The 13869-nt window shown below is 69.4% G+C and carries 11 protein-coding genes and 2 tRNA genes; 8 read left to right on the top strand and 5 right to left on the bottom strand.

Annotated elements, in window-relative coordinates; all coding sequences use genetic code 11:
- Positions 1–73: 73 nt before the first annotated feature.
- Positions 74–811 carry an LPXTG cell wall anchor domain-containing protein gene (locus OG352_RS14975; protein ID WP_329223832.1) on the bottom strand — a complete coding sequence of 246 codons (738 nt, stop codon included), beginning with the start codon at positions 809–811 and terminating at the stop codon, positions 74–76.
- A gap of 294 nt (positions 812–1105) precedes the next feature.
- Here OG352_RS14975 and OG352_RS14970 point away from each other — a divergent pair, with 294 nt between their 5' ends.
- Positions 1106–2863 carry a protein kinase domain-containing protein gene (locus OG352_RS14970; protein ID WP_443072276.1) on the top strand — a complete coding sequence of 586 codons (1758 nt, stop codon included), beginning with the start codon at positions 1106–1108 and terminating at the stop codon, positions 2861–2863.
- Positions 2864–2948: 85 nt separating this feature from the next.
- Here OG352_RS14970 and OG352_RS14965 read toward each other — a convergent pair whose 3' ends face one another.
- Positions 2949–4430, bottom strand: a complete 1482-nt coding sequence (locus OG352_RS14965; RefSeq protein ID WP_329217375.1) for an amino acid permease — start codon at positions 4428–4430, stop codon at positions 2949–2951.
- 226 nt (positions 4431–4656) lie between these two features.
- On the opposite strand from OG352_RS14965, the gene OG352_RS14960 reads away from it, so the two are divergent.
- The gene (locus OG352_RS14960; protein WP_329217373.1) at positions 4657–5142 is read left to right on the top strand and encodes a ribose-5-phosphate isomerase; all 486 of its coding nucleotides are present in this window, start codon (positions 4657–4659) and stop codon (positions 5140–5142) included.
- A gap of 437 nt (positions 5143–5579) precedes the next feature.
- Positions 5580–6386: an Fpg/Nei family DNA glycosylase gene (locus OG352_RS14955; protein WP_329217371.1), complete on the top strand. Its 807-nt coding sequence runs from the start codon at positions 5580–5582 to the stop codon at positions 6384–6386.
- A gap of 55 nt (positions 6387–6441) precedes the next feature.
- Here the strand turns inward: OG352_RS14955 and OG352_RS14950 are convergent, their stop codons facing one another.
- A complete protein-coding gene (locus OG352_RS14950) occupies positions 6442–7713 on the bottom strand; it encodes a GNAT family N-acetyltransferase (RefSeq protein ID WP_329217369.1) in 1272 nt (423 codons plus the stop codon).
- Positions 7714–7876: 163 nt separating this feature from the next.
- Here OG352_RS14950 and OG352_RS14945 point away from each other — a divergent pair, with 163 nt between their 5' ends.
- Both OG352_RS14945 and OG352_RS14940 read left to right on the top strand, forming a co-directional pair.
- The gene (locus OG352_RS14945; protein WP_329217367.1) at positions 7877–9061 is read left to right on the top strand and encodes a PP2C family protein-serine/threonine phosphatase; all 1185 of its coding nucleotides are present in this window, start codon (positions 7877–7879) and stop codon (positions 9059–9061) included.
- 62 nt (positions 9062–9123) lie between these two features.
- A complete protein-coding gene (locus OG352_RS14940; RefSeq protein ID WP_329217365.1) occupies positions 9124–9606 on the top strand; it encodes an HD domain-containing protein in 483 nt (160 codons plus the stop codon).
- Here the strand turns inward: OG352_RS14940 and OG352_RS14935 are convergent.
- Positions 9603–10775: an acyltransferase family protein gene (locus tag OG352_RS14935; RefSeq protein WP_329217363.1), complete on the bottom strand. Its 1173-nt coding sequence runs from the start codon at positions 10773–10775 to the stop codon at positions 9603–9605. The two genes, OG352_RS14940 and OG352_RS14935, sit on opposite strands and share 4 nt — an antisense overlap.
- 399 nt (positions 10776–11174) lie before the next feature.
- Here OG352_RS14935 and OG352_RS14930 point away from each other — a divergent pair, with 399 nt between their 5' ends.
- Complete coding sequence (locus OG352_RS14930) at positions 11175–11369, top strand: hypothetical protein (protein WP_329217362.1); 195 nt, start codon at positions 11175–11177, stop codon at positions 11367–11369.
- 102 nt (positions 11370–11471) lie between these two features.
- Here the strand turns inward: OG352_RS14930 and OG352_RS14925 are convergent.
- Positions 11472–11542 (bottom strand) — tRNA-Gly (locus tag OG352_RS14925).
- A gap of 166 nt (positions 11543–11708) precedes the next feature.
- Here OG352_RS14925 and OG352_RS14920 point away from each other — a divergent pair.
- Together OG352_RS14920 and tig are read left to right on the top strand one after the other, a co-directional pair.
- Positions 11709–11785: transfer RNA gene (locus OG352_RS14920), tRNA-Pro, on the top strand.
- A 319-nt stretch (positions 11786–12104) separates the two neighbouring features.
- Complete coding sequence (tig, locus tag OG352_RS14915) at positions 12105–13496, top strand: trigger factor (protein ID WP_329217360.1); 1392 nt, start codon at positions 12105–12107, stop codon at positions 13494–13496.
- The last annotated feature ends 373 nt before the right edge of the window (positions 13497–13869 follow it).

Below are 13869 nucleotides of genomic sequence, written 5' to 3'. Positions count from 1 at the left end.
CGCTGCCGAAGAGGCTCGCCGGGTCCCGCACTGCGAAGTGCCCCGACGAGCCTCTTCCGAGTTTCCGCGTCTCTCACTTTCCGTGCGGGATCAGCTCTCCGGATCCCGGCCGCCGCCGCGACCACCACAGCCCGGCCGTGCCCGCCGCGAGCAGCGTCGCCCCGGCCGCGCCGAGCGGCAGCAGGTCCCGTCCGACGCCGGTCTTGGGCAGTTCGTCGCCGCCGGGGGCCGCGGGAGTGTTGTCGGTGCCGAGCAGCAGGGGGGTGGCGGGCGCGTTCGGCGACGGGTTCGTCGTACCGAACGGCACCGGGCCCTGCTGCCAGAACGTCTTCTTCCCGTCACTGGTCTGGACGGGCAGACAGATTTTCCCGGTCTTGCTCAGATCGAAGGTCGCGTCGACGGCGTACGACTTCGACGCCCCGGCCGCGAGATTGTCGATGGGGCAGGAGAAACCGCTGTTGGATCCTTCCGGAAGATCTTTCTCCGCAATCGCGGAACATCCCTGAACGCTTTTGACCGTGAGTCCGTCGAACCCGACGACCAAAAGCCTTATCTGCCCGCTGTCCTTGGTCCCCTCGTTCTTCACCGTGGCGGTGATCGCCGTTTTCCTGGAACTGTTGTCGACCGAGATCCGCTCCGGCAGCAGGGTCGTCGTCTTCACGCCCGCAGGCGCCTCGTCGACGGGCTTTCCCCCCTTGCTGCTGCCGGGTCCCTGGTCATCCGCCCCGGCAGGGAAGGAAAGGATCAACACTGCCGAGAAAGATGCCATGACCAGCGATCCGGCGATGGTCGTCGCACGACGAGAACTCATGTTCGTCCCCCTTGGCTGCGCCTGAATTCGCAGTACTTGAAGAGGTACCACAAGATTTCTCCACACTATGCTGGTACGGCAGTAAGTGTGACTATTGTGTTTCAGGGGTCGGGTAATGGAGAACGGTCGAGGGGGTGCAGCGGATTGCCGGGAAATTCGGGAAACACAGGGGACGCGGGGAATCCCGGGAACTCGGGGAATATGGGGAGCGCGGGGAATCCCGGGAGTGGCGGTTTTCCGGGGTTACTGGTGACGGGGCGCTATCGGCTGGTCGAGAGTATCGGCCAGGGGGGAATGGGACGGGTGTGGCGAGCCACCGACGAGGTGCTCGACCGGCAGGTCGCGGTGAAGGAGATGCGCATCGACGGCCTCGACCCGGAGGACACCCGCACCCGTCGCGAACGCACCCTGCGCGAGGCCAGGGCCACCGCCCGCATCGACCATCCCAACGTGGTGCGCGTCTACGACGTCGTGGACGAGGGCGAACGCCTCTGGATCGTCATGGAGTTGGTCGTCGGCCGCTCCCTCGAACAGATCATGGCCGAGGAAGGACCACTGGGCCCGCACGAGACCGCCCGCATCGGCCTGGGCCTGGTCACGGCACTGCGCCAGGTCCACGCGAGGGGGGTCCTGCACCGCGACATCAAACCGGGCAACGTGCTGGTGGAGAACGCGGGGAGTGAGGAGGGACGTAGGGAGGGGGCCGGCGGGCGGGGCGGGGAGAGGGCCGAACGGCGCGTCGTCCTCACCGACTTCGGCATAGCCGCGATCCAGGACGCGAAGGCGTTGACGATGGTCGGCATGCTGGTCGGTTCCCCCGACTACATGGCCCCCGAGCGCATCTCGGGCCACCCGCAGGGCCCACCGTCCGACGTGTGGTCCCTGGGCGCGACACTCTGCGCCGCCCTGGCAGGCCACTCCCCCTTCTCCCGCGACACCACCCTGGCTACGTTGCACGCGGTCCTCTACGAGGAACCCCGACTCCCCGCCGCCGCAGGCCCGTTGTACGACATCCTCACCGCCCTCCTCCAGAAGGAACCCACGGTCCGCGCCTCCCTCACGGACCTGGAGACCGCCCTCGCCCCTATCGCCCACCCGCCACCGCCACCGCCACCGCCACCGCCACCGCCACCGCCACCGCCACCGACACCGACATTGACCCCCCGCCCTCGCCCCCGCTCCGGTGTCTCCCTCACCCGAGCCCAGGCACTGACCGAACGCAGGCCGGCTCCGGACGGCACCCCCACCCCGCACGCGTACCCGCCGGCGTACCCGCACTCGGAGACCCGGCCGAGCGAGATACCGCCGGGCGGCGAACTGCCCGGCCCGGCCGTCCCGTCCACTGCCCGGCGACGAAGGAGCAGCGACCGTCCGGGACGTCGTACCGGTGTGATGGCCGCCCTCGGTGTCGTCGCCGTGGGCACGGTCGTCGCGATCGTGCTGGCGTCACCCCCTGCTTCGCACGACGCCGTAGACCAGGCCAACGGCTCCTCGCCCAACCCATCCCCCGCCACGGCCACGGCCCCCACCCCCATCACCAGCCCCACCCTCACCCCCGGTTCCACCCCCACCCCCACCCCCACCCCCTCGACGTCGCCCACGGTCGAGGGGACGTTCAGGCCGCCGAGCCTGCCCCCGGGTGCGCATCAGGAGGCCGGCGGGTTCGCGTGGGCGACGCCCAAGGGCTGGCGGCGGGACGTGAAGACGGGCGCCGAGGTGCACTACACGTCCCCCGACGGCACCCAGGAACTCGTCGCCAAGTCCTCCCTGGCCCGCGGCGACCTCATGGACACCTGGCAGACCTCCGAACTCAACGCCCACCAGGGCCAGGGTTACCGCAAGATCCGTCTGGAGGAGACGACGTTCCGAGGCCGGCCGGCGGTCGTCTGGGAGTACACCTTCACCCTCCAGGGCACCCCCTGGCACGCCCGCCTCCTGGGCTTCAACGAGAGCGGGAAGTCGTACCAGATCAACACCTGGTACCAGCCCGGGACCGAGACGACGGCCCTGAAGACGTACGAGAGGGTGAAGGCCGGCTTCACGGTGATGTGAGAGATGGGGGGAAGGCGGAGGAGGAAAGGGCAAAGGGAAAGGGGCCCGCCGAAGCGGACCCCTTTCACACGCCAGGGAGAGCTGACTACTTGACCTCGGCTTGGACGGCGTCGGTGTCGGCGTCGGCCTTGGCCTTGGCCATGTTCTTGATCCGGCCTTCCTTCACGAAGGCGATGACGACCACGACCGCCGCGACGGCCAGCGACAGCAGCACGGTCGTCCGCCCGCTGCTCTCACCCTCGGTGTCGGTCAGCATGTAACCGAGCACGAAGACGATCAGCGCGGCCGTCGCCCAGGTCAGGTACGGGTACAGCCACATCTTCACGACCAGCTTCTCCGGCGTCTCGGCCTGGATGATCTTCCGCATCCGCAGTTGCGAGAGGCAGATCACGAGCCAGACGAACAGGGCCACGGCCCCGCTGGAGTTCACGAGGAAGAGGAAGACGGAGTCCGGGAACCGGTAGTTGAAGAAGACGGCGACGAACCCGAACACCACGGAGGCGATGATCGCCGCGAGGGGAACGCCACGGTTCGTCGTCCGGGCGAAGACCTTCGGCGCGTCGCCCCGCTCACCGAGCGAGAAGGCCATGCGGGAGGCCGTGTAGAGCCCGGAGTTGAGGCAGGACAGCACGGACGTCAGCACGATGAAGTTCATGAGCTGACCGGCGTGCGCGATGCCGAGGGAGTCGAGGGCGGCGACGTAGGAACCCTGCTCCTTGATGGCCGGGTCGTTCCAGGGCAGCAGCGTGACGACGACGAAGATCGACCCGAGGTAGAAGACGCCGATCCGCCAGATGATGCTGTTCGTGGACTTGGTGACGGCCCGCTGCGGGTCCTCGGACTCGCCGGCCGCGAGGGTCGCGATCTCGCTGCCCATGAAGGAGAAGACGACGAGCAGCACGCCGGTGAGGATGGCGCCGGGCCCGTTGGGCAGGAAGCCGCCGTGGTCCGTGAGGTTGCCGAGTCCGGCCTTGGCGCTGTCGACACCGGGCAGCACGCCGAACACGGCGAGCCCGCCCACGACGATGAACGCGCCGATCGCGACGACCTTGATGCCGGCGAACCAGAACTCGAACTCGCCGTAGGAGCCGACGGAGACGAGGTTGGTGGCGGTCAGCACCACCATCACGATGAGCGCCCACCCCCACTGCGGGACGGCGGGAATCCACCCTTCGAGGATCTTGGCGCCGGCCGTGGCCTCCACGGCGAGCACGACGACCCAGAAGAACCAGTACAGCCAGCCGATGGAGAACCCGGCCCAGCGGCCGAGCGCCCGGTCGGCGTGCGCGGAGAACGAACCGGAGGTCGGATTGGCCGCCGACATCTCCCCCAGCATCCGCATCACCAGCACCACGAGCGTGCCGACGAGGGCGTAGGAGAGCAGAATGCCGGGTCCGGCGGTGGCGATACCGGAGCTGGAACCTACGAACAGCCCGGCACCGATGACACCGCCGATGGCGATCATCGAAAGATGCCGGTTCTTGAGACCTGCGTGAAGTCCGGAACCGGGTTGTCCGGGACCTCCAGGGCCGCTTTCGGCCTTGGTGAGGGTCGGCTGCGAAGTCATGGGGACGGTCTTCCTTTGCGCCGCGTGATGGGAATCGTGCGTGGGGAACGCTGGCCAGTGCTGGGGAGCGCACGGGCCGGTCCAGTGAATCCGAGGTGAATGAATTCGGGAACCTTTGATTTCAGATCGTTACTTGAGGTTTCCCTGAGCTTCACAGGATCGCTGACGGTTCTCGGCCGCGATACCCGGCGCTGCTGCCCGGCAACACCCGTGTCACACTCGTCCCATGCGCGTGTATCTCGGCTCGGACCATGCCGGCTTCGAACTCAAGAACCACCTCGTCGAATGGCTGAAGGAGGCGGGTCACGACCCGGTCGACTGCGGCCCCCACATCTACGACGCCCAGGACGACTACCCGCCCTTCTGCCTCCGCGCCGCGGAGCGGACGGCCGCGGACGCCGACTCCCTCGGCATCGTGATCGGCGGCTCCGGCAACGGCGAGCAGATCGCGGCCAACAAGGTGAAGGGCGTCCGTGCCGCCCTCGCCTGGAGCGAGGAGACCGCGTCCCTCGGCCGCCAGCACAACAACGCCAACGTCGTCGCGGTGGGCGCCCGCATGCACACCCAGGACGAGGCGACGAAGTTCGTCGAAACCTTCCTGGCCACCCCGTTCTCCGAGGACGCGCGCCACATCCGCCGAATCGACATGCTGGCGACCTACGAAACCACCGGCACCCTCCCCGCCATCCCCGCTCACCACCCCCAGCCCTGACGCCCGACTACCCCACAACCCCCCCCACCACGGACGCAGGCACGAAGCGCGCCTGACGGGGGCGCGCGGGCGAAGGGTCGGTTGGGGGCGTAGGGCTGAGGCGCGGACGCCGGACGCCGGGCGCAGGCCCGAGGGTCTGACGGGGCGCAGGGATGCTGTTGGTGAATTTCCGCCTGGGCGATCCGGGCCAGGTGAGTCCGTGCCGGAGACCGGGGGTGTTGTCGGCCGCGAACTGTGACACTTCCTACCGGGGGTGTCACATTCGTGGAACTGGTACCCCCGGCCGCCCGTGGATTCGCCGACGGCGTCGGGTACAGGGGGCGGAGCCCCCGCGGGGTTCGGGGCGGAGCCCCGGGGTGGGGTCACTTCCCGTCCAAGCGAGTCGGGCGGGTGGGTGGATGGGCGGGTGGGCAGAGTGTGACGATGAGGAGACGCCGGTGCCGGAAGGCCACACGATTCACCGACTGGCGCAGGACTACGCCCGCTTCGCCCACCGCACCACACAAGTAACCAGCCCCCAGGGCAAGTTCACCGACTCCGCCGCCCTCCTCGGGAACGCCACCCTCACCCACACCGAGGCCCACGGCAAACACCTCTTCCTCGGCTTCACCGGCGACGTCTGGGTCCACATCCACCTCGGCCTCTTCGGCAAGGTCACCTTCGGCCCGGCCCCGGCCCCGCCTCCCACGGACACCGTCCGGCTCCGCCTCGCCGACAGCACGTGGTACGTGGATCTCCGGGGCCCCACCACCTGCGCTCTGATCACGGACCCGGAGAAGCAGGCCGTACACGCCCGCCTCGGCCCCGACCCCCTCCGCGCCGACGCCGACCCCAACGCCGCGTACACCCGCGTCTCCCGCAGCCGTACGACGATCGCCGCCCTCCTCCTGGACCAGAAGATCATCGCCGGCGTGGGCAACGTCTACCGCGCCGAAGTCCTCTTCCGGCACCACATGGACCCGTACCGCACCGGCAGGACCATCACCCCCACCGAGTGGGACGCGATCTGGACCGACCTGGTCGCCCTCATGCGCGAGGGCGTCCGCAACAACCGCATCGACACCGTCCGCCCGGAACACACCCCCGAGGCGATGGGCCGCCCGCCCCGCGTCGACGACCACGGCGGCGAGGTGTACGTCTACCGGCGCACCCACCAGCCCTGCCACCTCTGCGGCGACACCATCCGCACCGCCGACCTGGCCGCCCGCAACCTCTTCTGGTGCCCGACCTGCCAGAAACCCTGACAGCCGCCAGACCGCCCCCCGTTGGAACCTTCAGAAACCATTCCAACCCGTTCCGTTAGAACCCATGCGGCAACCAAGGCGCCGCCCCCGCCCCGAACCCCACGGCCGCCCCAGCCAGCGCCCCCCGCCGCAACTCCCGCACCCGCCCCGCCGCCCCGAGCGCCCCGAGGCTCACCCCACCCAGATACGCCGCCCCCAACTCCCGTACGGACAGGGAAAGATCGGCGGCGTCGGACGTACGCTCGCACACCGCCCCCTTGGCGTCCCCGGACAGCCGCCAACGCCCGGAGTTCCAGGGGCAGAAGACGTCCTCGACCGCCAACACCACATCCACCGGCGCCTGATACGTCCGCGCCTCCAGCGCCGCGCCCACCTCCACCAGCCGCACGTACAACGAGTCCCGCACCCGCAGCTCGCACCGCCGGATGTCGGACACGAGATACTGCCACGCCTCGTCCACCGGCCGCCCCCGCACCTTCAGCGTGTGCGTGAGGTCGATCCCGAACAGGAACCGCCACAGCGCCGCCTCCGACACCGGATCGAGCCCCGCCAGGTCCTGGAGCAGCACCCGCCCGTCGTGCCCGCTGTCCGTCCACTCGGGCCGCACCCGGAAGCGGGCGTACCCGGTGACCTCCCCGTCCCGCTCCGCGAGCACGCACTGCAACGGCGACGCCCCGCCCCGCCCGCTCTCCGGATCGAGCAGCCCCAGCCGCTCCCACCCGGGCCGCCGCGCGAGCATCCCGGGCCGCCCGGGCACGGTCCGCGCGTACACCGCCTCGCACACGTCGAGTTCCGCGCCGGGGTCGACGTACCGCAGCCGTACGTCGTCCGTGCCGGCCGGGACGGACAGCCGTACCCGACTCGTGTCGATCTCGGCGTGCAGCCCGAAGCTCGCCGCCGCGTACCCGAACCGCCCGTAGATCGCGGGCTCGGAGGCGGTGAGGACGGCCAGCGGCTCGCCCCACGCCCGCACGTCGTCCAGTTGCCGCCGCATCATCGACGTCAGGAGCCCGCGCCGCCGGTGCGTCGCGCTCACGCCGACCATCGTCACGCCCGCCGCCGGCACCGAGGCCCCGCCCGGCACGGTCAGCCGGAAGTCGTACGCCCCCGACGTCGCCACGCACGCGCCGCCGTCCCACACCCCGACGGAGCGCTCGTACGGGGTGAGCGCCCTGAACAGCTCCCGTTCCTCGGCCGGCTCCCCGACCCCGCCGAAGGCGCGGATCAGGGTGTCGTACCACTCGTCCCATTCGTCCCGCCGCAGCGTCCGCAGGCCGTCCGCCGGCCGGGACCCGCCGCTCCTCGCCTCACTCGCCTCGCTCGTCATGGGCACATGCCTAGCAGCCCGGTGCGGGACGAGCCAGGCAATTTCGCCCTCCTGGCGGCGCGAGCGCTTTCCGTGAAGTTCACTGTGAAGTTGGGCCTCGGACGGGGGACAAGTGGGACCTCCCGTGCCAAGCGGCGGGTTCGATGGATAGGGTCCCGAACTAATGGCAGAAGGACGACAGCGGCGCGCGGAAGCCGAGACGTTGGCGGCCCGGTTGAAGCACTGGATGCACCGGGTCCGCACCGGCGTGCGCAGAAGTGCCGTGGACTACTTCCGGGGCGACGGCTCGGACTGGATCGCGCTGGCCTTCCTGCTGCTCACCGTCCCGCTCATCGCCGTCACCACGCTCGCCAACTCGGTGTGGTGCTCGCCGGCCGCCCTGGTCCTGCCGATCGTCGCCGGCGGCCTGCTGCTGCGCCCGTCGAGCCTGCTCGGCCTGTACGCGGCGGCCGCCACGGCCCTCATCGTGGAGTCCGTGCAGCTCGGCCCGTACACCCAGGGTCCCTCACGGGTTACCCCGGGCGTGGTCCTGGTCGTCGCGGCATGTGGTTTTTTCGGGCTGCTCATCGCCCAGTTCCGCAGCCGGGTCGGCGTGCCTTGGCGGCGCGGCGGCACCATGCTCTTCGACCTGCGCGAACGTATCCGCGTGCAGAGCAAGCTGCCGAGCCTGCCGCACGGCTGGCACCGCGAGATGGCGCTGCGGCCGGCGGGCGGCCAGTCGTTCTCCGGCGACTTCGTCGTCGCGGCCCGCACGAACGGCGGCCGCACCATGGAGGTCGTCCTCACGGACGTGTCCGGCAAGGGCATGGACGCCGGTTCGCGCGCCCTCCTGCTGTCCGGCGCGTTCGGCGGCCTGCTCGGCTCCCTGCCCCCGCACGCCTTCCTCCCGGCCGCCAACGGCTATCTGCTCCGCCAGGACTGGGACGAGGGTTTCGCGACCTCCATCCACCTGGTCCTCGACCTCGACTCCGGCGACTACGAGCTCTACTCCGCCGGCCACCCGCCGGGCCTCCAGCTCAGCGCGGGCAGCGGCCGCTGGGAGGAGAAGGCCGCCGAAGGCCCCCTCCTCGGGGTGTACGACGGCGCCCAGTTCGACCCGGTGAAGGGCTCGCTGCGCCCGGGTGACGTGCTGATGCTCTTCACCGACGGCCTGGTCGAGACCTCCGACCGGGACATCGTCGAGGGCATCGACCGCCTCACCGGCGAGGCCGACCGCTATGTGGCCGGCGGCTTCCAGGGCGCCGCCTGGCACCTGATCGAGGCGGTGGCGAAGGACGTCAACGACGACCGCGCCCTGCTGCTCGTCTGCCGCGAGGGCCCGACGTCCCAGATGAACCCACTCGCCTGAGCAAGCCTCGCCTGAGCACCCGAGTACCCGAGTCTGTAAGTACCTGAGCAAGGGGGACACGCATGCTCACCCTGTCCGAGGTCGAGGCCCTGGCCCGCGCCGCCCACGAGGGCCAGAGCGACAAGGCGGGCAGGCCCTACGCCGAGCACCTCCAAGCGGTCGCGGAGGGCGTACGCGCGCGTGGCGGCGACGCCGACCAGATCGCCGCCGCCTGGCTGCACGACGCCGTCGAGGACGACGCCCTGTCCGAGACCTGGCTCGACGAGGCCGCGCTGAGCGACCGCACGAAGACGGTCGTCCTGGCGGTCACCAAGCGCCCGGGGGAGACACCGGAGGCGTACGCGGGGCGCATCCTGGCCACGCCGGGCGCACTGCTGGTGAAGCAGGCGGACCTGGCGCACAACGCGAACCCGGCCCGCCTGGCAGCCCTGGACGCCCCGACCCGGACCCGACTGACCGAGAAGTACGCGCACATGCACGCACTGCTCGGCCTGCCTTACCGGAGCAGTGACCGGAGCGATGACCGGAGCAGTGACCGGACCTAGACGACGCCGGCCTTCTCCCGCTTCTCCCGCTTCTCCCGCTTCTCGTGCTCCTCCCGCTCGCGGGCGAGGGCTGCGGCGTCCCGCTTGAACGCCCACTCCATCCTCGGCTCCACCGCGAACCGGAAGACCCGCCGCACGGGCGCGGTGCACAACAGGGTGACGGCCACGGCAGCCGTGACGCTGACGGCGATCTCGCCGAGCGGCCGGTGCAGCGCGGGGTGGTCGAACCAGCCGCGGTAGTCGGCGCCCTTGATCAGGAAGCCGTGCAGCAGATAGCCGTAGAGCGTGCCCGCGCCGAGTGCCGTGAACCACATCGTGCGGCCCGGCACCCAGGAGAAGAAGCAGGCCGTCAGCAGCAGCGAGCAGCCGAACAGGGCGAGCTGCATGACGGGTCCGGCCCACCAGGGCGCGCCCAACTCCTGTGCGGAGTCGCGGTGGTAGAGCCACGAGACGTTCATCCGCGGCACCGCCCACCAGGTGAAGGCCAGCGCGAGGGCGAACACCGGCACCGCCGCGATCCGCACCGAGCGGCGGCGCACCAGCCGGAAGTGCTCGGGCCTGAGGCACAGCCCCAGGACGAAGAACGGCAGGAACTGCAGGACCCGCTGGAGGTCCAGGTCGTCCCCGATGGCCGGGGTGACGGTCGCGAGCATGGCCACGCCCAGCGCGAGCGGCAGCGGATGCCGGACGAGCTTCCAGACGGGCGTGGTGAGCCGCCAGACGAACAACGCGCACAGGAACCAGGTCAGGTACCAGGGGTCGAGGAGGCTGATCTCCTGGGCGGGGTTGTGGTCGACGACACGCCGGAAGAGCGGATAGGCGGTCTCGAAGACGACGTACGGCACGGCGACTCCCGTGATCAGCCGCTTGAGCCGACCGGGACTCGCGTCGAAGCTGCGCGAGAAGTAACCGGAGACGACGACGAACGCCGGCATGTGGAAGGAGTACACGAGCAGATAGGCGGCCTGCAGCAGCCGGCTGTCGCCCTTGAGCGGTTCCCACGAGTGGCCCACCGCCACCAGCACGATCGCCAGATACTTGGCGTTGTCGAAGAACGCGTCACGCTGCGCGACGGGCCGCGGGGACGGCCGCTCCTCGGATCTGTCCAAGGACTGGTCGTGCTGCTGATCGTTCTGACTCGGAACGAGAGACGCGGCGGCGGGGAACATCCAAGGCACCCTACGTCCCGTGCGCGCATTCGTAAAACACCCCAGGTCATTCCTCGTTGCCCCCCTTGCCGCCCCCTTTGCTATTGAGCTGCGAACACCTCACCCACCTCACAACTGCCCTTGATGTCACGATTCATCCCGACTAAAAGGTGCATAACGCCGATTGTGTGCCTGTAGTTGACGTGCCCGCGGCCATAATTCGAATTACCTGCGCACACGTTGTGTGGACATGGAAACCAACTGCCCCAATTCCCGGTGCGGATACACGCTCGAATTACCCTGCGGTGCGGCCGCGCCCGAGAGACTCGCGCGATGATGCGTCACGGGCCGCATAGGGAGGCCGGGTTGGTGGCACGATGGTCTCGGGAGTGCGGACCAATCGAGGGTGTGTGATCAGTTGTGGCAATTTCACTGTCAGTAGTGCTGCTGTTGGCGATCATCCTGGTCGTACTGATCAGAGGAGGGTCGATCAAGGCGGGCCCGGCGATAGTCGCCATCCTGTTCGGCTTCTTCCTCGCGTCGACCGGCATGGCCCCGTCGATCAACCGCTTCCTCAACTCCCTCGCGGACACGCTCAACTCGATCAACTTCTGACCCCGGCCCGGGTCGTGAGGAGCGCGCGCCGACACGGCGTGCGCCGAACACGACGAAGGCCGGGTCGGAGAACTGGTCTCCGACCCGGCCCGGGTCGTACAGAGCGGGCGACGGGAATCGAACCCGCGTAGCTAGTTTGGAAGACTAGTGCTCTACCATTGAGCTACGCCCGCACAGGACGCGCCGCAGGTCAGCCGACCGCGGCACTGTCAGCATCGTAGCGGGTCGGCCCCCTGTGTCGCACACCCCGTTTCCCGGCCCCGCCGCGGCCCGCCCCGGCGCTCGGCAAAAGAGGCGGTCAGACGGGCTGCGGGCATGTACCCTACGTGTCGCACCAGACGGGGTGTGGCGCAGCTTGGTAGCGCGTCCGCTTTGGGAGCGGAAGGCCGTGGGTTCAAATCCCGCCACCCCGACCACTGACCGACACCATCACGATCGGCCGCCGGTCGTGTCGGTCGACGAACGACACCGAACGGCATCGATTGGCACCACCGGCCGACACCATCGGCCGTCGACCGGTCCTCACCGGTCATGGAAGGGCCCTCACCGGCCGTGACCGGCCACTTGTGCGGTCAGCTCGCTTGATCGCCTTTGGGGCGTGTCGTCGCTGCCGTTACTATGCAAGCTGCACGCCCGTGCGTCCTCATCCACTGAAGTCCTCCGGGCGGCGAAATCCGCCGGGCCAGTCTGGCTCCGGCAGAAACTCAAGAAGTCAGCCCCCAAGGAGACCGAACCGTGAAGAGCGCCGTGGAGACCCTGAACCCGACTCGGGTTCGGCTCAGCATCGAGGTGCCCTTCGAGGAGCTCAAGGACAGCCTCGACGCGGCGTACAAGAAGATCAACCAGCAGGTCACGGTGAAGGGCTTCCGTAAGGGCAAGATCCCCGCCCGGGTCATCGACCAGCGCTTCGGCCGTGGCGCCGTGCTGGAGGAGGCCGTCAACGACGCGCTGCCGAAGTTCTACACCGTGGCGGTCAACGAGGCCGAGATCGACGTCCTCGGCCAGCCCGAGGTCGACATCACGGAGCTGAAGGACGGCGAGACGCTGAACTTCACCGCCGAGGTCGACGTCCGTCCCGCCCTGGAGCTCCCCGAGGACTTCTCCTCCATCGAGGTCGAGGTCGACGCCGTCGAGGTGTCGGACGAGGACATCGACAAGTCGGTCGAGCAGCTCCGTGAGCGCTTCGCCTCGACCTCCCCGGTCGAGCGCGCCGCCGAGGACGGCGACGTGGTGACCGTGGACCTGGAGGCCAAGGTCGACGGCGAGGTCCTCGAGGACGGCGTCGCGAGCGGCGTCTCCTACACGATCGGCTCCGGTGAGCTGCTCGAGGGCATCGACGACGCCGTGAAGGGCCTGGAGGCCGGTGGCGAGACCACCTTCACCTCCGAGCTCAAGGGCGGCTCGGCGGCCGGCAAGGAGGCCGAGGTCACCGTCAAGGTCACCCAGGTCGCCGCCCGTGAACTGCCCGCGCTGGACGACGAGTTCGCGCAGCTCGCCTCCGAGTTCGACACCCTCGACGAGCTGAGGGCCGACAGCCGCAAGCGCCTCGAGAACATGAAGCAGTACGACCAGGCCACGCAGGCCCAGGAGCGCGTCCTGGAGAAGCTGCTGGAGCTCGTCGAGGTGCCCGTCCCCGAGAAGCTGCTCGAGGACGAGGTCAACACCCGCAAGCACAACCTGGAGCACCACCAGCTCGGTCAGATGGGCCTGGACCTCGACAAGTACCTGGAGATCCAGGGCAAGACCGCCGAGGAGTTCGACGCCGAGACCCGTGAGGCCGCGGTGAAGGGCATCAAGACCCAGTTCGTGCTCGACGAGCTCGTCAAGCGCGAGAAGCTGAACGTCAACCAGGAGGAGCTCACCGAGCACCTCATGCGCCGCGCCGCCTCCTCCGGCATGTCGCCCGACCAGTTCGCCCAGGCGGTCGTCGAAGGCGGCCAGGTTCCGCTCCTGGTCGGCGAGGTCGCCCGCGGCAAGGCGCTGGCCACGGTCGTCGAGTCCGCCATCGTGAAGGACACCAACGGCGAGGTCATCGACCTGGACGACGAAGAGGACGAGGACGAGGTCGAGGCCGCCACGGAGACGGTCGAGGGCGCCGGCGAGCCCGAGGAGAAGCCCGAGGCCTGAGCGGCTTCGCGGTACTTCTGACGTAGATCCGATGTAGACACGAGGGGCCCCGGGGCGGTAGTCGCTCCGGGGCCCCTCGTGCTTCACGCGGGGCCTCCCGCAACCCACGCGCGTGGGTGCCCGAACCCAGGGGTACGGAGCGCCCGAACCCAGGGGTACGGAGCGCCCGAACCCACGGGTGCGGAGTGCCCGAGCCCACGGGGCCAGGGCGCCGAAGCCCAGAGGTGCGGGGAACACGCTGCGTCGCCGGCGACTACGCCCCCGGCGAACACTCCACTCTCCGGGATTCCCTGAAGGGACCCGCGCGTTAGGGTCCATGAGTACGAGGGCAGGGGAGTCCCCGTTGCCCCCCGCAGTACACGTGAGACGGCCC

The sequence above is a fragment of the Streptomyces sp. NBC_01485 genome, assembly GCF_036227125.1.
Lineage (GTDB): Bacteria > Actinomycetota > Actinomycetes > Streptomycetales > Streptomycetaceae > Streptomyces.
Note: the sequence above shows the minus strand (reverse complement) of the source record. Positions and strands in the feature narration are given on the sequence as shown.